The 17,358-nt window shown below is 44.6% G+C and carries 29 protein-coding genes; all 29 read right to left on the minus strand.

All coding sequences use genetic code 11. The annotated features are described in order from the left end of the window. Positions 1 to 2 precede the first annotated feature (2 nt). Positions 3 to 284, minus strand: coding sequence for a KOW domain-containing RNA-binding protein (locus AC787_RS13840; protein ID WP_152970634.1), 282 nt, complete (start codon positions 282 to 284; stop codon positions 3 to 5). A gap of 8 nt (positions 285 to 292) precedes the next feature. After that, entirely contained in the window at positions 293 to 1,051 is a 759-nt protein-coding gene (gene map / locus AC787_RS13845) for a type I methionyl aminopeptidase (RefSeq protein ID WP_054025310.1), read from the minus strand. Next, entirely contained in the window at positions 1,051 to 1,701 is a 651-nt protein-coding gene (locus AC787_RS13850; RefSeq protein ID WP_054025311.1) for an adenylate kinase, read from the minus strand. Before AC787_RS13850 ends, map begins: the two co-directional genes overlap by 1 nt. Before the next feature lie 91 nt (positions 1,702 to 1,792). Further along, positions 1,793 to 3,094 carry a preprotein translocase subunit SecY gene (gene secY / locus AC787_RS13855; protein WP_054025312.1) on the minus strand — a complete coding sequence of 434 codons (1,302 nt, stop codon included), beginning with the start codon at positions 3,092 to 3,094 and terminating at the stop codon, positions 1,793 to 1,795. Further along, positions 3,095 to 3,535, minus strand: a complete 441-nt coding sequence (gene rplO, locus AC787_RS13860) for a 50S ribosomal protein L15 (RefSeq protein ID WP_053373914.1) — start codon at positions 3,533 to 3,535, stop codon at positions 3,095 to 3,097. 39 nt (positions 3,536 to 3,574) lie between these two features. Then, entirely contained in the window at positions 3,575 to 3,760 is a 186-nt protein-coding gene (rpmD, locus tag AC787_RS34830; RefSeq protein ID WP_054025313.1) for a 50S ribosomal protein L30, read from the minus strand. 13 nt (positions 3,761 to 3,773) lie between these two features. After that, entirely contained in the window at positions 3,774 to 4,271 is a 498-nt protein-coding gene (gene rpsE / locus AC787_RS13870; protein WP_054025314.1) for a 30S ribosomal protein S5, read from the minus strand. Positions 4,272 to 4,301: 30 nt separating this feature from the next. After that, positions 4,302 to 4,670 carry a 50S ribosomal protein L18 gene (gene rplR, locus AC787_RS13875; RefSeq protein WP_054025315.1) on the minus strand — a complete coding sequence of 123 codons (369 nt, stop codon included), beginning with the start codon at positions 4,668 to 4,670 and terminating at the stop codon, positions 4,302 to 4,304. Positions 4,671 to 4,730: 60 nt separating this feature from the next. Next, a complete protein-coding gene (rplF, locus tag AC787_RS13880; protein ID WP_054025316.1) occupies positions 4,731 to 5,273 on the minus strand; it encodes a 50S ribosomal protein L6 in 543 nt (180 codons plus the stop codon). 31 nt (positions 5,274 to 5,304) lie between these two features. Next, positions 5,305 to 5,703, minus strand: coding sequence for a 30S ribosomal protein S8 (gene rpsH / locus AC787_RS13885; protein ID WP_053373909.1), 399 nt, complete (start codon positions 5,701 to 5,703; stop codon positions 5,305 to 5,307). A 30-nt stretch (positions 5,704 to 5,733) separates the two neighbouring features. Then, the gene (locus tag AC787_RS13890; RefSeq protein ID WP_054025317.1) at positions 5,734 to 5,919 is read right to left on the minus strand and encodes a type Z 30S ribosomal protein S14; all 186 of its coding nucleotides are present in this window, start codon (positions 5,917 to 5,919) and stop codon (positions 5,734 to 5,736) included. A 26-nt stretch (positions 5,920 to 5,945) separates the two neighbouring features. Continuing rightward, the gene (gene rplE / locus AC787_RS13895; protein WP_053373908.1) at positions 5,946 to 6,488 is read right to left on the minus strand and encodes a 50S ribosomal protein L5; all 543 of its coding nucleotides are present in this window, start codon (positions 6,486 to 6,488) and stop codon (positions 5,946 to 5,948) included. Between the two features lie 31 nt (positions 6,489 to 6,519). Then, positions 6,520 to 6,873 (minus strand): 50S ribosomal protein L24, encoded by a 354-nt coding sequence (gene rplX, locus AC787_RS13900; RefSeq protein ID WP_076271424.1) that lies wholly within the window; start codon positions 6,871 to 6,873, stop codon positions 6,520 to 6,522. A 46-nt stretch (positions 6,874 to 6,919) separates the two neighbouring features. Continuing rightward, positions 6,920 to 7,288 (minus strand): 50S ribosomal protein L14, encoded by a 369-nt coding sequence (gene rplN / locus AC787_RS13905; RefSeq protein ID WP_054025318.1) that lies wholly within the window; start codon positions 7,286 to 7,288, stop codon positions 6,920 to 6,922. A 47-nt stretch (positions 7,289 to 7,335) separates the two neighbouring features. Beyond that, positions 7,336 to 7,599: a 30S ribosomal protein S17 gene (gene rpsQ / locus AC787_RS13910; protein ID WP_054025319.1), complete on the minus strand. Its 264-nt coding sequence runs from the start codon at positions 7,597 to 7,599 to the stop codon at positions 7,336 to 7,338. A 50-nt stretch (positions 7,600 to 7,649) separates the two neighbouring features. Further along, positions 7,650 to 7,850 carry a 50S ribosomal protein L29 gene (rpmC, locus tag AC787_RS13915; protein WP_053373905.1) on the minus strand — a complete coding sequence of 67 codons (201 nt, stop codon included), beginning with the start codon at positions 7,848 to 7,850 and terminating at the stop codon, positions 7,650 to 7,652. Beyond that, entirely contained in the window at positions 7,840 to 8,274 is a 435-nt protein-coding gene (gene rplP, locus AC787_RS13920; RefSeq protein WP_054025320.1) for a 50S ribosomal protein L16, read from the minus strand. The genes rpmC and rplP overlap by 11 nt, the downstream gene beginning before the upstream one ends. Positions 8,275 to 8,276: 2 nt before the next feature. Continuing rightward, positions 8,277 to 8,939, minus strand: coding sequence for a 30S ribosomal protein S3 (gene rpsC, locus AC787_RS13925; RefSeq protein ID WP_054025321.1), 663 nt, complete (start codon positions 8,937 to 8,939; stop codon positions 8,277 to 8,279). 13 nt (positions 8,940 to 8,952) lie between these two features. Then, positions 8,953 to 9,288, minus strand: a complete 336-nt coding sequence (gene rplV, locus AC787_RS13930) for a 50S ribosomal protein L22 (RefSeq protein WP_054025322.1) — start codon at positions 9,286 to 9,288, stop codon at positions 8,953 to 8,955. A gap of 44 nt (positions 9,289 to 9,332) precedes the next feature. Further along, entirely contained in the window at positions 9,333 to 9,614 is a 282-nt protein-coding gene (gene rpsS, locus AC787_RS13935; protein ID WP_053373902.1) for a 30S ribosomal protein S19, read from the minus strand. A gap of 67 nt (positions 9,615 to 9,681) precedes the next feature. Further along, complete coding sequence (rplB, locus tag AC787_RS13940) at positions 9,682 to 10,512, minus strand: 50S ribosomal protein L2 (RefSeq protein WP_054025323.1); 831 nt, start codon at positions 10,510 to 10,512, stop codon at positions 9,682 to 9,684. 17 nt (positions 10,513 to 10,529) lie between these two features. Further along, positions 10,530 to 10,823, minus strand: coding sequence for a 50S ribosomal protein L23 (gene rplW, locus AC787_RS13945; protein WP_054025324.1), 294 nt, complete (start codon positions 10,821 to 10,823; stop codon positions 10,530 to 10,532). After that, positions 10,823 to 11,446, minus strand: coding sequence for a 50S ribosomal protein L4 (gene rplD, locus AC787_RS13950; RefSeq protein ID WP_054025325.1), 624 nt, complete (start codon positions 11,444 to 11,446; stop codon positions 10,823 to 10,825). The genes rplW and rplD overlap by 1 nt, the downstream gene beginning before the upstream one ends. A 28-nt stretch (positions 11,447 to 11,474) precedes the next feature. Further along, a complete protein-coding gene (gene rplC / locus AC787_RS13955) occupies positions 11,475 to 12,098 on the minus strand; it encodes a 50S ribosomal protein L3 (protein ID WP_054025326.1) in 624 nt (207 codons plus the stop codon). 41 nt (positions 12,099 to 12,139) lie between these two features. Beyond that, complete coding sequence (rpsJ, locus tag AC787_RS13960) at positions 12,140 to 12,448, minus strand: 30S ribosomal protein S10 (RefSeq protein WP_028609655.1); 309 nt, start codon at positions 12,446 to 12,448, stop codon at positions 12,140 to 12,142. A 552-nt stretch (positions 12,449 to 13,000) separates the two neighbouring features. Next, the gene (locus AC787_RS13965) at positions 13,001 to 13,795 is read right to left on the minus strand and encodes an ABC transporter ATP-binding protein (protein ID WP_054025327.1); all 795 of its coding nucleotides are present in this window, start codon (positions 13,793 to 13,795) and stop codon (positions 13,001 to 13,003) included. Further along, the gene (locus AC787_RS13970; protein ID WP_054025328.1) at positions 13,795 to 14,709 is read right to left on the minus strand and encodes an ABC transporter permease; all 915 of its coding nucleotides are present in this window, start codon (positions 14,707 to 14,709) and stop codon (positions 13,795 to 13,797) included. The genes AC787_RS13965 and AC787_RS13970 overlap by 1 nt, the downstream gene beginning before the upstream one ends. Before the next feature lie 96 nt (positions 14,710 to 14,805). Beyond that, positions 14,806 to 15,849 carry an ABC transporter substrate-binding protein gene (locus AC787_RS13975; protein ID WP_054025329.1) on the minus strand — a complete coding sequence of 348 codons (1,044 nt, stop codon included), beginning with the start codon at positions 15,847 to 15,849 and terminating at the stop codon, positions 14,806 to 14,808. Positions 15,850 to 16,161: 312 nt separating this feature from the next. Then, positions 16,162 to 17,352 (minus strand): elongation factor Tu, encoded by a 1,191-nt coding sequence (gene tuf / locus AC787_RS13980; RefSeq protein ID WP_054025330.1) that lies wholly within the window; start codon positions 17,350 to 17,352, stop codon positions 16,162 to 16,164. Positions 17,353 to 17,358 lie beyond the last annotated feature (6 nt).

Consider the following 17,358-nt stretch of genomic DNA (forward strand, 5'->3'; position numbering starts at 1 on the left):
CGTCATTCTCCTTTCGCATTTACATACTTCTGAATTGCATAACGTAACTTTGCGTTGGTCACCCTGCCGGTCTCTTGCATACTGCTTGAAACCTCAGAACTAATTGCAGGCTGTAACTCGAGATGTAGAACGTTCTTTTTCTTCGGTCCATCGAATCGGCGCTTATGGCCATCGGCAATCATGACGAATCGCTCATCAACGATTGCTAAGATAACAGCATAGCTTTCCTCATCTTTACCGCGAAGTACTTTGACGAACTGACCAATCTGGGGACGAGCTTCCATCGTCATAGTTATGGTTGCTGCGGCAAAATGGTCAATATTTCAAAGCCGTCCTCTGTAACAGCTACTGTATGCTCGAAATGAGCGCACCATGAGCCGTCTTCCGTTACAACCGTCCAATTGTCTTCGAGCGTCCGGACATATCGTTCACCGATATTAACCATTGGTTCGATTGCAAGTACCATTCCGGTCTTCAGACGAGGTCCACGATCTGGTATGCCGTAGTTCGGTATTTGTGGTTCCTCATGGAGGTCCGCGCCGATTCCGTGCCCTACGTATTCCCGTACTACGGAGAATCCTGCATCTTCAATTACCTTTTGAATAGCATGCGAAATTGTATATAGCCTAATATCCGGTTTGACGAGTGCAAGCCCCGCATAAAGCGATGCTTCCGTCACGTCGAGCAATTTTTGAACTTCAGGGGTTACAGCTCCTACCGCATATGTCCAAGCTGAATCGCCATGATAGCCTTCAAATTGCGCACCGATATCGATACTAATTATATCGCCTTCGTTCAACTTGCGTGACCCAGGGAAGCCGTGCACCAGCTCGTCATTCACAGAAGCACAAATGCTGGAAGGGAAACCATTGTAACCTTTAAAGGAAGGGATCGCATTTTGACTCTTAATGTACGTTTCAGCGATTTGGTCAAGCTCACTAGTAGTGATGCCTGGTTTCACAGCCTGCGCCATCAATCGATGCGTTTCCGCAACAATGCGTCCTGCTTCCCTCATATATCGCAGCTCCGATTCGGATTTGCATATAATCATTACAATGAACCTCGCAAGCAGGATACGATGTCTGATGTTACAACATCAATGTCCTTCTCGCCGTCGACTTCGCGAAGGAGACCTTTAGCACTGTAGTAATCGAGTAGAGGTGCGGTTTTGGATGTATACTCATCCAAACGAGTTCCGACCTTTTCCTCTGTATCATCAGAACGTTGATACAATTCTCCGCCGTCTTTGTCGCAGATACCTTCGACCTTAGGTGGATTAAAGATTACATGATAAGTCGTACCAGTCGTTTTCGATATGCGTCTGCCCGTCAAGCGAGCAAGCAGCAAGCTGCGATCAACCTTTAAATTTACAACATGGTCAATACTGCGTCCGAGCTCCGCAAGCATAACATCAAGTGCTTCTGCTTGCTGCAGTGTGCGAGGAAACCCGTCGAGCAAGAATCCATTTTTGCAATCGGCTTGTTCAAGTCTTTCCTTTACAATGCCGTTCGTGATCTCATCGGGAACGAGCAAGCCTTGATCGACATACTCTTTCGCTTTGATTCCGAGTGCGGTTCCTTCTTTCATAGCGAGGCGAAAAGCATCGCCAGTAGAAATATGAGGAATACCGAACTCTTCAACGATCCGTTCAGCTTGTGTACCTTTACCGGCGCCCGGAGGGCCCATGAATAAAATGTTCATTGCTGAGTTCCTCGCTTTAAGCACAATAGGTTCGGGCGGGCAGCCGCAGAGCGCCTGTTGACGAACGCGGAAGCCCGGTCAGAACCTATTGTTATTTATTGATAAACCCTTTGTAATGGCGTTTGATCAACTGGCTCTCGATTTGCTTCATCGTATCAAGTGCAACACCGATAACGATTAGTAATGAAGTACCACCTAGCTGCACTGACTTAGGTAATCCAGCAAGTGTCCCGAAGAATACCGGAATGATTGAGATAACCGCCAAGAAAATTGCACCTGTCAACGTAATACGCGACATAACGCGTGTTAGGTAAGACGAAGTTGGTTTTCCTGGACGAATACCTGGAATATATCCGCCATTTTTCTTCATTTGATCGGCCATTTGAACCGGATTAATCTGTACGAAAGTGTAGAAGAAGGTAAACCCGATGATTAACAATACGTACAATACCATACCAAGCGGCTGGTCATAGCTCATATTTTTAATGATCCAGTCTGCCCAACCCTGAGTGGACCAAAACTGAGCAATCGTAACCGGGAACATGATAAGTGAAACCGCGAAAATGACCGGAATAACGCCTGCGCCGTTCACTTTCATCGGAATGTGCGTCGATTGTCCGCCGTACATTTTCCGTCCAACAACGCGTTTTGCGTATTGAACAGGAATTTTACGAATACCTTGTTGTACGAATATAACACCGACGATGATTGCGATAATCGCAATCAGAATCAGTACCATTTTGATGATGTTCAGGAACAGTTGGTCTTGGGCACCTACGAACTGATCTTCGACGATCGTACGAATGTGTCCAGGAATACCAGCTGCAATTGCTGCAAAGATAAGAATGGAAATACCATTTCCGATTCCTTTTTCCGTAATTTGCTCACCTAGCCACATCAAGAAAGCAGTACCTGCTGTCAAGATAATCGCGATGATCAAGTAATCAACGAATGTTGCGCCAACGATCATTTCATAACCGTATTGACGGTTAAAGCCGATCGCTGTTGCGAAACCTTGGATCATACCAAGAACAATCGTACCATAACGAGTGATTTGTGCGAGCTTACGTTTACCGTTCTCGCCTTCCTTAGCCCACTCTGCAAATTTCGGGATAACATCCATAGACAACAGCTGTACGATAATCGACGCTGTAATATATGGTGTAATTCCGATTGCAAAGATGGAGAATTGGAACAAAGCACCGCCGGAAAACGTGTTAAGCAAGCCGAACAGTTCCGCACCGGCTGTATTAACTTGCTTAAACACATCTTTGTTTACACCAGGTACCGGAATAAAAGCACCGATGCGGTATATTAATAGGATGAAAAGGGTGAAGAGGATCCTTGTACGAAGATCCGCCACTTTCCAAATATTGGACACGGTCTTGAACAATTAGATCACCTCGGTTTTACCGCCGGCAGCCTGGATTTTCTCTACCGCAGATTGAGAGAACTTGTTTGCTTTAACAGTAAGTGTAACGCTAACTTCACCATTACCCAAAATTTTGATTCCAGCGAGCGGGTTCTTAACGATCCCAGTCTCGATGAGAACTTCTGGAGTGACTTCAGTACCTGCTGCAAAAGCATTTAGCTCTTCAATATTGACAATCGCGTACTCTTTGCGGAACGGGTTGTTAAATCCGCGTTTCGGCACTCGACGATACAAAGGATTTTGTCCGCCCTCGAAACCAGGACGAACGCCGCCGCCGGAGCGAGCGTTTTGACCTTTGTGACCTTTACCGGCGGTTTTACCGTTACCGGAACCGATACCGCGACCTTTGCGCTTTGGCGCTTGGGTTGAGCCCGGTGCTGGTGCTAGCTCATGCAATTTCATCGTTCGTGCACCTCCTTATTTATTTCTTAGAACTTACATCTATTCTTGTACTTCTACAACTTTTACCAAGTGACTAACAGTGTTAACCATGCCGCGGACAGCTGGGCTATCGTTCAAAACAACTGCTTGACGAATCTTTTTAAGACCGAAAGACTCAACCGTTGCACGTTGTTTCTCGTTGCGACCGATTAAACTGCGAACGAGGGTGATTTGCAATTTTGCCATCTTATTTCCCTCCTTAGCGTAACAGTTCTTCGACTGTTTTTCCACGAAGCTTAGCAACTTCTTCCACGCGTTTAAGACGGGAAAGACCTTCAAGCGTTGCATTAACCATATTCATGGAGTTCGAAGAACCTAGCGATTTCGTCAAGATGTCGCCGACACCAGCAAGTTCAAGAACTGCACGAACCGGGCCGCCAGCGATAACGCCAGTACCTTCTGAAGCTGGCTTCAAAAGAACTTCACCTGCACCGAAATGTCCGAGTACAAGATGGGGAATAGTCGTGCCAACGATTGGTACGTGGATCAGGTTTTTCTTAGCATCTTCAATACCTTTGCGGATTGCATCAGGTACTTCGCCTGCTTTACCGATCCCTGCGCCAACGTAGCCTTTACCGTCGCCGACTACTACTAGTGCACTAAAGCTGAAACGGCGTCCGCCTTTTACAACTTTAGATACGCGATTGATATTAACAACTTTTTCAGTCAGTTCTAACGTATTTGGATCTACACGCAAGTCGTTTAACCTCCTTATAAATAAAGTCGATTAGAATTCTAGGCCAGCTTCACGAGCTGCTGTAGCAAGTGCCTGAATTCTGCCGTGATACAAGTAACCACCGCGGTCAAATACTACTTGGGTTACACCCTTAGCTTGAGCGCGTTTCGCAATCAATTCTCCGACTTTGCTCGCTGCATCGATGTTGCCACCGTTGCCAATTGCTTCAGTCAATTCTTTATCCTGTGTGGATGCAGAAACGATTGTTACTCCTGAAACATCGTCGATTAGTTGAGCATACATATGCTTGGAGGAACGGAATACAGATAGACGCGGACGTGCAGCTGTACCGTTAATTTTTTTACGAACACGAAGGTGTCTTTTTAGACGAGCCTTGTTTTTGTCGCCTTTCGTAATCATACAAAGTTCACTCCTTTCTTTATGCCTTAAGACGCTATCTTAAGCAAACGAACCGTTTGCTTATTTTTTCTTACCAGCTTTACCTTCTTTGCGGATGATGCGTTCGCCTTCATACTTGATACCTTTACCTTTATACGGTTCTGGTTCACGTACGGAACGAATTTTTGCTGCAGTTGCGCCAACTAGTTCTTTATCGATACCACGAACAGTGATCTTAGTGTTCGCAGGAACGTCAAACTCGATGCCGTTTTCTGGAGTGATCTCGACTGGGTGAGAGTAACCAACGTTAAGAACGATTTTATCCCCAGCTTTATTTGCACGGTAACCTACGCCAACTAGCTCCAAGTTTTTGGAGAAGCCTTCAGTAACGCCGCTCACCATGTTAGCGATGACGCTGCGAGTTGTTCCGTGCAACGAGCGATGCAATTTATTATCGGAAGGACGTTCTACTAGGATTTCAGTTTCCGTTACATTCACTTTCATTTCTTTGTGAATTTCACGGGAAAGCGATCCTTTCGGTCCTTTTACAGTAATAACTGTGTTGTCCAAGTTGATTGTTACGCCGTTAGGCACTTGGATTGGTTTGCGACCAATACGGGACATTGTTACACCTCCTATCTTTGTGACTTGTTACTTACCAAACGTAGCAAACTACTTCGCCGCCTGATTTAACCTGGCGTGCTTCTTTATCAGTCATAATCCCTTTGGAAGTGGAAATAATTGCAATTCCAAGTCCACCGAGTACACGAGGGATTTCAGTTGATTGTGTATAAACGCGAAGGCCTGGTTTTGAAATACGTTTCAAGCCAGTAATAACGCGCTCTTGGTTAGGGCCGTATTTCAAGAAAATACGGATAATCCCTTGTTTGTTGTCTTCGATATATTCAGCGTCGCGGATAAAACCCTCGCGCTTCAAAATCTCAGCGATTTGCTTCTTCATTTTCGAAGCGGGCATTTCCACGGTCTCGTGACGAACGACATTCGCGTTACGAATACGCGTCAACATATCTGCAACCGGATCAGACATAACCATTGTGTTAACCTCCTTCCCAAACTAGGCTGATTACCAGCTTGCTTTTTTAACGCCAGGAATCTGGCCCTTATGTGCTAACTCACGGAAACAAATCCGGCAAACTTTAAACTTTTGCAAAACAGAATGCGGACGGCCGCAACGCTCACAGCGCGTATACGCGCGCACTTTAAATTTCGGTGTGCGTTGTTGCTTCACTTTCATCGAAGTTTTTGCCACTGGGTATTACACCTCCTAAAAGTGGATTACTTCGTAAACGGCATGCCCATTTGGGTCAGCAGTTCACGAGATTCTTCGTCCGTTTTTGCCGTCGTGACGATGACGATGTCCATACCGCGCACTTTATCGACTTTATCGTACTCGATCTCTGGGAATATCAATTGCTCTTTAAGGCCAAGCGTATAGTTACCGCGACCATCAAAAGCTTTGTTTGATACACCGCGGAAGTCACGCACACGCGGTAGAGAAATGTTGAACAGTTTATCAAGGAAGTGGTACATACGCTCACCGCGCAATGTAACTTTAACCCCGATTGGCATGTTCTCACGAAGCTTAAAGCCTGCAATAGACTTCTTCGCACGAGTAACGACTGGTTTTTGACCGGAAATGATACGTAGTTCTTCAACTGCTACATCAAGGATTTTCGAATTGGAAACCGCTTCGCCTACCCCCATGTTGATAACTACCTTCTCAATTTTCGGCACTTGCATAACAGACGTATAGTTGAACTTCTGCATAAGAGCAGGAGTTATTTCGTTTAAGAAACGACCTTTCAATCTTGCTGCCATTGATCATGGACCTCCTTTCCTACCGTAACGATTAGTCGATTACTTCTCCGGAACGTTTCGCGATCCGAACTTTCTTGCCGTTGTCGAGCACTTTGTATCCGATACGTGTTACTTTACCGCTCTTCGGATCGATATGCATAACGTTTGATACGTGAATTGGCGCTTCTTGTTCGATAATACCGCCCTGTGGATTAGCTTGCGATGGACGAGTATGTTTCTTAACAGTATTTACACCTTCTACAAGAACGCGATTTTCACGCGGGTATGCAGCGATAACGCGGCCCTTCTTACCTTTATCTTTACCGGTAATTACGATAACCGTATCGTCTTTTTTCACGTGCAATTTGTTGTTATGGGATTCGAGTACTTTTTTCAGCCTTGGCATGAGTTACACCTCCTGCACGCTTGTGCTTTCAAGCTTATATAGGTTCTTAGATTACTTCTGGAGCAAGCGATACGATTTTCATGAAATCTTTATCGCGAAGTTCACGGGCAACAGGTCCAAAAATACGTGTGCCGCGTGGGCTTTTATCTTCTTTAACGATAACAGCTGCGTTTTCGTCAAATGCGATGTACGAACCGTCTTTACGACGAACCGAACGTTTTGTACGAACGATAACCGCTTTAACAACGTCACCCTTTTTGACAACGCCGCCTGGTGTTGCTTGTTTTACTGAGCAAACGATCAAATCGCCGATGTGACCAACGCGACGTCCCGTTCCACCAAGTACACGGATACACATCAATTGTTTTGCGCCGGAGTTGTCAGCAACCGCTAAGCGCGAAAATGGTTGAATCATTTCAACGTCCTCCTTTCGGAAAAATGCTCAGATACTGCATACGCTCATTAGATAATAACAGCAACTTCAACAACTTCTACAAGTCTGAAGCGTTTGTCTTTCGATAGCGGACGAGTCTCCATGATTTTCACGATGTCGCCAATCTTCGCTTGGTCATTTTCATCGTGCGCCTTAAATTTTTTCGTAACTTTAATGCGTTTATGGTACAAATCGTGTTTTTTATATGTTTCAATAGCAACTACGATTGTTTTGTCCATCTTGTCGCTTACCACTTTGCCAATTAACACTTTGCGGGCATTGCGTTCGCTCATGTTCTTCCTCCTTCCTTCAGCCATGATTATGCATTCATGTAAGGGATTTACTAGCTGCTAATTCCGAGTTCTCTTTCACGCAAAATCGTTTTAGCACGAGCGATTCCTTTACGCACATCACGGATCCGAGTCGGGTTATCCAATTGGCCAGTAGCCAGTTGGAAACGAAGATTGAAAAGCTCTTCTTTAAAACCAGCGACCTGTTGTTCAAGCTCAGCAGAGGTTAGGTTTCTAAATTCACTAGCTTTCATTTGCTTCACCACCCACTTCTTCACGCTTCACGAATTTAGTCTTGATTGGCAATTTATGAGCCGCAAGACGCATCGCTTCACGAGCGGTTTCTTCGGATACACCAGCAAGTTCAAACAGGATTTTACCTGGTTTAACTACGGCTACCCATTTCTCAACGTTACCTTTACCACTACCCATACGCACTTCAAGAGGCTTTTGAGTAATTGGTTTTGCAGGGAAAATCTTGATCCAAACTTTACCACCACGTTTGATGTAGCGAGTCATAGCGATACGAGCCGCTTCAATCTGACGGTTTGTGATCCATGATGGTTCTAGTGCTTGTAGACCGTATTCACCGAATGCTACTGTAGTGCCGCCTTTAGCGCGACCCTTCATATGACCGCGTTGTTGTTTGCGGTGTTTGACACGTTTAGGTACCAACATGATTAGTTGCCTCCTTCCTGGGGAGCTTTCTTCTTAATCGGAAGGACTTCGCCGCGATAGATCCATACTTTAACGCCGATACGGCCGTATGTTGTAGCCGCTTCAGCCGTGCCGTAATCGATATCTGCACGTAGTGTATGAAGTGGTACTGTTCCTTCGCTGTAGCCTTCCGAACGTGCGATTTCCGCGCCACCGAGACGACCGCTAACAGCGGTTTTGATCCCTTTAGCACCTGAACGCATGGAGCGTTGAATTGCTTGCTTCAATGCGCGACGGAAAGATACACGACGCTCAAGTTGTTGTGCGATGCTTTCAGCTACAAGAATAGCGTCAAGATCTGCATGTTTGATTTCAGAAATGTTGATGTGAACTTTTTTGCCTTTAGAGATTTTACCAAGCTCAGTACGTAGGTTTTCTACTTCGGAACCGCCTTTACCAATAACCATACCTGGTTTTGCGGTTTGGATCGTTACGTTCACGCGGTTAGCTGCACGTTCGATCTCGATGTGAGAAACTGCTGCGTCTTTCAGCTTGTTTTTCAAGTATTCACGGATTTTAACGTCTTCCATAAGAAGATCGCCGAAATCTTTGCCAGCGAACCATTTGGACTCCCAATCACGGATAACTCCGACCCGGAAGCCTATTGGATTTACCTTTTGACCCACACGTATTCCCTCCTTATTTTTCAGATACCACCAAGGTAATGTGGCTGGTTCTTTTATTGATCCGGCTTGCGCGACCCATCGCACGAGGACGGAAACGTTTCATCGTTGGCCCTTGGTTAACAAAGGCTTGCGAGATGAACAATTTGTTTACGTCAAGCTGGTAGTTATGCTCAGCGTTAGCAATAGCAGAGTTCAGCAGCTTCTCCAAAATTGGGGATGCAGACTTAGGCGTGTGGCGCAAAATCGCGATTGCTTCGCCAACTTGTTTACCGCGAATCAAATCCGCAACAAGCTGTGCTTTACGAGGTGCAATACGAATGTATTTAGCGTGCGCTTTAGCTTCTGGCATGTAGGAACCTCCTCTCGTTTACGTTAGAGATGTTTAAGGGCAAATTAACGTCTGCCCGTTTTTTTGTCTTCACCGGCATGGCCTTTATACGTACGAGTTGGTGCAAATTCACCAAGCTTGTGTCCAACCATATCTTCCGTTACATATACAGGCACGTGCTTGCGTCCATCATATACCGCAAATGTGTGACCTATGAATTGTGGGAAAATGGTCGAGCGGCGGGACCAGGTTTTGATAACGACCTTTTTCTCAGCTTCGTTCAATACCTCGACTTTTTTAAGCAGGTATCCGTCAATAAACGGACCTTTCTTTAAACTGCGACCCATTTGTGTTCCTCCCTTCAAATAAGCGGTAGCGATACTTTCGTATCACGCGGTTTGTATCAAGTTGCTATTATTTCGTGCGACGACGAATAATGTATTGGCTTGATGCTTTTTTCTTCTTACGCGTTTTGTAACCAAGAGTTGGTTTACCCCAAGGAGACATAGGCGATTTGCGTCCGATTGGAGCACGGCCTTCACCACCACCGTGTGGGTGATCGTTAGGGTTCATTACAACACCACGTACAGTAGGACGATTGCCCAACCAACGGTTACGGCCGGCTTTACCGATTTTCACTAGTTCGTGATCTTCGTTACCAACAGAACCAATTGTTGCACGGCAAGTGTTCAAGATACGACGAACTTCACCCGAAGTCAAACGAACAGATACGTAGTTTTCTTCTTTACCAAGAAGTTGAGCACTAGTACCAGCTGCACGAACAAGTTGTCCGCCTTTACCCGGTTTCAATTCGATGTTGTGGATAACTGTACCGACAGGGATATTAACAAGTGGCAACGCATTGCCTGGTTTAATATCAGAGCCAACACCAGATACCACTTGATCTCCAACTTTCAATCCTTTAGGAGCGATGATATATGCTTTAGCACCATCAACATAATGGATCAAAGCAATGTTGGAGGAACGGTTCGGATCGTATTCGATCGTCGCAACGTTTCCTACGATACCGTCTTTAGTACGTTTGAAGTCGATGATACGGTATTTACGTTTGTGTCCGCCACCATGGTGACGTACCGTAATTTTACCTTGGTTGTTACGTCCAGCTTTTTTGAAAAGTGGAGCAAGCAACGATTTCTCCGGTGTACTTGTCGTGATCTCTTCGAAAGTCGAAACGGACATGTTACGACGTGCAGGAGAGGTCGGTTTGTACTTTTTAATAGGCACTTTGATTTCCTCCTTTTCTAAACAGACGTTTCAAAGAACTCAAGTTCTTTGCTGTCAGCGCTCAGTTGAACGATGGCTTTTTTCCAATCCGGTCTGTATCCGCTATGTTTACCATAACGTTTCGGTTTACCCGCAACACGCATTGTGTTAACGCCGGTTACTTTTACTTTAAAAATTGACTCAATCGCAAGTTTGATTTCAGTTTTGTTTGAACGAAGATCAACTTCGAAAACATACTTTTTATCAACCATGTAATCGCTCGTACGTTCCGTGATAACCGGGCGCTTGATAATATCGCGTGGATTTTTCATTACGCAAGCACCTCCTGTACTTTCTCTACTGCTTCTTTAGTGATGATAAGGTTGTCATGCACCAAAACATCCAGAACATTGATGCCGTCAGCTGTAACGAACTTCACACCTGGGATGTTACGAGCAGACAATGCTACGTTATCTTCATAATTAGCCGTTACTACTAGAGCTTTACGGCCAACTTTAAGGTTGCCTAGAATTGCTGCAAATTCCTTAGTTTTAGGAGCTGCAAGTGTCAATGAATCCAAAACGATAATTTCGTTTGCAATCACTTTTGAAGACAAAGCAGATTTAATCGCTAGACGACGAACCTTCTTAGGAAGTTTGAAGCCATATGAGCGAGGAGTTGGTCCGAAAACCACGCCACCGCCAACCCATTGCGGGGAGCGAATGCTACCTTGACGAGCACGGCCAGTACCTTTTTGTTTCCAAGGTTTACGACCGCCACCACGTACTTCGGAGCGTCCTTTAGTTTTGTGATTACCGAAGCGTTCAGATGCTTGTTGATTAACAACAGCACTGTGCAAAACGTGAACATTTGGTTGAATTCCGAAAACCGTTTCAGCCAGTTCAAGTTCGCCCACTTGCGCGCCACTCACGTTAAATACTGTTACTTTTGGCATTTCCTGTTCCTCCTTTCTGTAAAATCAATTATTTCTTAACTGTTTGCTTAACTTTTACGAAACCGTTTTTCGGGCCCGGAATCGAACCTTTGATTAGAAGAACATTACGTTCTACATCTACACGGATAACTTCAAGTTTTTGAATCGTGATTGTTTCGTGACCCATATGTCCTGGAAGGCGTTTGCCTTTCGGTACACGGTTCGCTTGGATAGAACCCATCGAACCTGGTCCACGGTGGTAACGGGAACCGTGAGACATAGGACCCGTGCTTTGATTCCAACGTTTGATAACGCCGGCAAAGCCCTTACCTTTTGAAATACCTGTTACGTCAACGAATTCGCCTTCTGTGAATAGGTCAGCTTTTACTAGTTGGCCAACTTCATAATCACCTAGATTAATTCCGCGAATTTCACGAACGTAGCGCTTAGGTGTTGCGTTAGCTTTTTTAGCGTGACCAGCTTCTGGCTTGTTCGATCTGCTTTCCTTTTTATCGGAGAAACCGAATTGAACTGCTTCGTAGCCGTCATTCTCTTGGTCTTTCTTTTGAAGTACTACACAAGGTCCAGCTTCGATAACTGTTACTGGAATAACGTTACCATCAGCAGCAAACACTTGAGTCATACCAAGTTTTTTTCCTAAGATACCTTTCATGTTGACACCTCATTTCCTTTCTATAATCGCATATCCTGATATTACAGTTTGATTTCGATATCTACACCGGATGGTAAATCCAAGCGCATCAATGCATCAACCGTTTGCGGCGTTGGGTTTACAATGTCGATCAAACGCTTATGAGTGCGTTGTTCGAATTGTTCCCTAGAATCCTTGTACTTGTGTACCGCGCGGAGAACGGTGATGATTTGCTTTTCCGTTGGCAACGGAATCGGCCCGGATACGCCTGCACCGGAACGTTTTGCAGTTTCAACGATTTTCTCTGCGGATTGATCAAGAATCCTGTGATCGTATGCTTTCAAGCGGATACGAATCTTTTGCTTTGCCATATAAGTCCCTCCTTCTTTCGCCCAATTTATTATCGGACATACTCCGTGAGAAAACCCTGCACATGCCCCATGGCAAAGGGGCCGGGTGTGTCGGCAACCTCTCACATCATCGCAACGTCAGACCAACAGTCAATATTATACCGAATCTAATAGGCAATTGCAACATAAATTTTCTTCTTTCTTTATACCATCGTAAGACTGCAACAAGAATATCTATAATACCTTGCGAAACACCCTTACATTCGCCCATTATGTCCCTTATTACAAGTATTTAGAACAGTTTGATTATAATAACGGACTTAATGGGCGCTATATGATTATATACATCATCCGGTTGAAAAGACACCGCCAAATAACGCCAGTCCTCACTTTTACAGAAAAAACACGCAGCGACCTTATGTCGCTGCGTGTCTTCTTTCTATTATAACAGAGTTGAAGTGAAGTATCAGCATGCTCTGATTCTATTTGTTTAGAAGGAGTAAGCAGCTGTGACTATTCTAACAGAGCTGCATGCTCTCCATCCAACACTTCATATTCAGTGTAAGTAACCCACTACCCAAGCACGATACGATCATCCGCTAGCTTCTTACCGCTAATAAGCTCAAATTCACCAAGCAATTGTTCAACGGTTAGATCCTTTTTCCGCTCTTCTGGTACATCAAGAATAATCCGGCCTTTATCCATCATAATGAGCCGATTGCCAAGACGGATCGCCTGCTCCATATTATGAGTAACCATAAGCGTGGTCAAATTCATCTCACGAACAAGGTTTTCCGTTAAAGTCGTAATGAGCTCTGCTCTTGAAGGGTCAAGCGCTGCGGTATGCTCATCCAGCAATAAGATTTGCGGTCTAGTAAAGGTAGCCATCAACAGGCTTAGCGCCTGCCGCTCTCCACCAGACAATAAACCAACTTTTGCTCCAAGACGATTCTCAAGTCCAATACCAAGGCGCTGAAGCTCTTGTTTAAAAATCGTACGTTTTGCCCGCGTTACACCAAACGAGAAGCCTCGTGACTTTCCACGTGCATAGGCAATCGCCAAATTCTCTTCAATAGACATATGGGGCGCTGTTCCTGCCATTGGGTCCTGAAATACTCGCCCAATCCAGCGGCTGCGTTGATATTCTGTAAGCTGGCTTATATTATTGCCGTCAATTCTAACCTCACCCGCATCAGGCTTCATTACACCAGATATGATGTTCATTAGTGTTGATTTGCCTGCTCCGTTACTTCCTATAACCGTAATAAAATCGCCAGGCTTCATCATTAGATTAGCGCCTACGAGCGCTGTTTTCTCATCAACGGTACCAGGGTTGAACAGCTTGGACACTTTTGCAATCTCTAACATTAGCGTCCACCTCCAGGATTCATTTTATCCATAGATGCCAGCATTTCTGCTGTTCTTCTTTTGGCTATATTTTTTTGCTTCCATCCCCTTCTAGCTGAAGGAATGATCAAGGCAAAAATAATGATTACAGCTGTAATAAGCTTCATATCAGAAGCATCCAACCATTCTACACGTAGTGCAAATGCATAAATAATTCGATAAATAATCGAACCAAGAATAACAGCTAAAGTCGCTCTAAAGATTGTGCGAGAACCAAATACGGCTTCACCAATAATAACGGATGCAAGACCAATAACGATCATTCCAATACCCATGCTATTATCAGCATATTTATTGTAATGTGCGACTAATGCCCCTGAAGTAGCTACAAGCGAATTCGACAAGGCAACACCAAATATCGTCGTAATATCTGTATTTGCGCCAAAGCTGCGAATCATTCGAGAGTTATCCCCAGTTGCGCGAAGACTCAATCCGAGGTCCGTACGGAAAAATAAATCTAGAACCAACTTAACCACAATGACAAATACGATCATGACAATCAACGTTGATACATTACTGAATAGGTTTTCTTGTCCCCTTAAGGATACGTTTGGTTTTCCCAAAATTCTTAAGTTAATTGAATATAGTGCGATCATCATAATAATGCCTGACAATAGTCCGTTAATTTTCCCTTTTGTATGGAGTAGTCCCGTACAGGTACCAGCGATAGCTCCTCCTACAAATGCACATAATACTGCAATCCATGGAGCCGTTCCATTAACCGTCATAACCGTACCGATAGCGGCGCCAGTTGTGAAACTGCCATCCACCGTTAAATCCGGAAAATCAAGAATTCGAAACGTTATATATACTCCAAGTGCCATAAGCGCATACAATAAACCACTCTCTATAGCTCCCTGCATGGATACGAGCATATGACATACCTCCTTTTCATAACAAGGGGGTGAACGAGTAGCCCGGTCACCCCTTTGGAACCTATGATTCTGCTATTTTAAGCAAATAATTTAAATTTACTCAATGATATTGTTTGCTTGGTCTTTAACAAATGCTTTCATCTCGTCAGTAACTGTAATACCTTGTTCTGCAGCTGCCTTCATGTTGAAGATGAAATCAAGCTTTTGTGGCATGGTAACATCCATATCCGCTGGTTTTTTACCGTTTTTCAAAATCTCAACAGCCATTTGGCCAACTTCATAACCATGATCATAATATTTGAAGCCTACAGCCGCGAAAGCGCCTTTTTCAACCGTATCACGGTCAGCCGAGAAAAATGGAATATCGTTAGCATTAGCAACTTCAATAATCGCATCAACACCGCTTACAACCATGTTATCCAAAGTAATGTAAATAGCATCCACACGGCCTACTAGAGAATCTGCTGCTTGTTTTACATCAGATGAGTTGGCTACAGCTGCTTTTACCAGCTTGATTCCATGCTCAGCGAGAGCTTTCTCAGCGATGTCGCCCATTACAACTGCGTTTGGCTCTCCTTCATTAATAACAAGACCAACATTTTTCACATTAGGAAATTGAGCCGCGATGAAATCCATCGTTTGTTTAATTGCGTCTGGATTCGTATCAGAAGCGCCTGTAACATTTCCTCCTGGTGCTTTCAATTGCGTAACGATTCCTGCATCAATAGGATCTGTTACAGCAGCGAATAATACAGGGATGTCCTTAACTTCATCAGCCAAGCTTTGTGCAGTCGGAGTTGCAATTCCTAATGCAAGGTCACTTTTACTTGATTTAATCTTTTGTGCAATTGTGGCAATATTCGCTTGCTCACCTTGCGCATTATTGAAGTCGATTTTAAGGTTTTTGCCTTCTTCAAATCCACCATCTTTTAGTGCTGCAATAAAACCATCGCGCGTTGCATCCAATGATGGATGCTCTACAATTTGTGAAATTGCAATCGTATACTGTTTTTCGCTGTTGCCTGAACCAGCTTTATTGCCGTCGTTCTCTGCACCTGACTTACCTGAGTTGGCGCCACACGCTGCCGTTACTACCATAACTGAAGCTAATACCAGACTAAGCAAAAATTTTCTGTTCATTCTTTAAATCCCCTCTCATCATATAAGTCCCTTTGTATTGCAGCCTTTTGCAAATAAGTACATGTACAGCAAAGCATTATCGCTTTCTACCATTAAAGCCTATGACTGTGCTTAAGTGACTGGATTTTAATGAGCAAAGGACAAGCTCCACTAACTATTCCTTAATATTAAATGGGCTTAAGGTATACAGTCAATGAATAGTTATATGTAAAATTAAGTTAGAAGCCCTATTGACCGTTCTATATGGAAAAATAAAAAGCCCTCACCGAAGTGAGGGCTTTTGTTATTCATAGCGGCTAAAGCCGCAATGAATTATTTTTGGATAGAAGCTACAGCGCCAGCGCCTACTGTACGGCCGCCTTCACGAATAGAGAAACGAGTTCCCTCTTCAACAGCGATTGGAGCGATAAGCTCAACCGTTACAGTGATGTTGTCGCCTGGCATTACCATCTCAGTGCCTTCTGGCAAGTTGATGATACCCGTTACGTCAGTTGTACGGAAGTAGAACTGTGGACGGTAACCAGTGAAGAAAGGCTTGTGACGGCCACCCTCTTCTTTAGTAAGAACGTAGATTTGTGCAGTGAAGTTAGTGTGTGGTTTAACCGAACCCGGTTTAGCCAAAACTTGTCCACGCTCAATGTTACTACGGTCTACACCACGAAGCAATGCGCCTACGTTGTCCCCAGCTTGAGCAGAGTCAAGCAATTTACGGAACATTTCAACGCCAGTTACTACGGATTTACGGGATTCTTCAGCAAGACCGATAATTTCGATCTCGTCGCCGACTTTGATAATACCACGCTCAACGCGACCAGTAGCAACTGTACCACGGCCAGTGATTGTGAATACATCCTCGACAGGCATAAGGAAAGGTTTAGCTGTATCGCGCTCAGGAGTAGGGATATAAGTATCCACTTGCTCGAAAAGCTCGATGATTTTGTCAGCCCAAGGACCTTCTGGGTTAGCAAGTGCTTCACGAGCAGCACCACGAATGATCGGAGTGTCATCGCCTGGGAACTCATACTCAGAAAGAAGGTCACGAACTTCCATTTCAACTAGCTCAAGAAGCTCTTCGTCTTCAACCATGTCGCATTTGTTCAAGAATACAACGATGTAAGGTACGCCTACTTGTTTCGAAAGCAAGATGTGCTCACGAGTTTGTGGCATAGGACCGTCAGTAGCGGAAACTACAAGAATAGCTCCGTCCATTTGAGCAGCACCAGTGATCATGTTTTTTACATAGTCGGCGTGACCTGGGCAGTCAACGTGTGCGTAGTGACGAGCAGGCGTCTCATACTCAACGTGAGCTGTCGAGATCGTGATACCACGCTCGCGCTCTTCTGGAGCTTTATCGATTTGGTCGAATGCGATTGCTGCACCGCCGTATTTTTTGGAAAGTACAGTTGTGATAGCTGCAGTCAAAGTCGTTTTACCGTGATCGACGTGACCGATAGTACCGATATTAACGTGCGGTTTGTTACGTTCAAATTTTGCCTTAGCCATTGAACT

Origin of the sequence: Bacillus sp. FJAT-28004, from assembly GCF_001280845.1 — a bacterium.
Taxonomy (GTDB): Bacteria; Bacillota; Bacilli; order Paenibacillales; family Paenibacillaceae; genus Pristimantibacillus.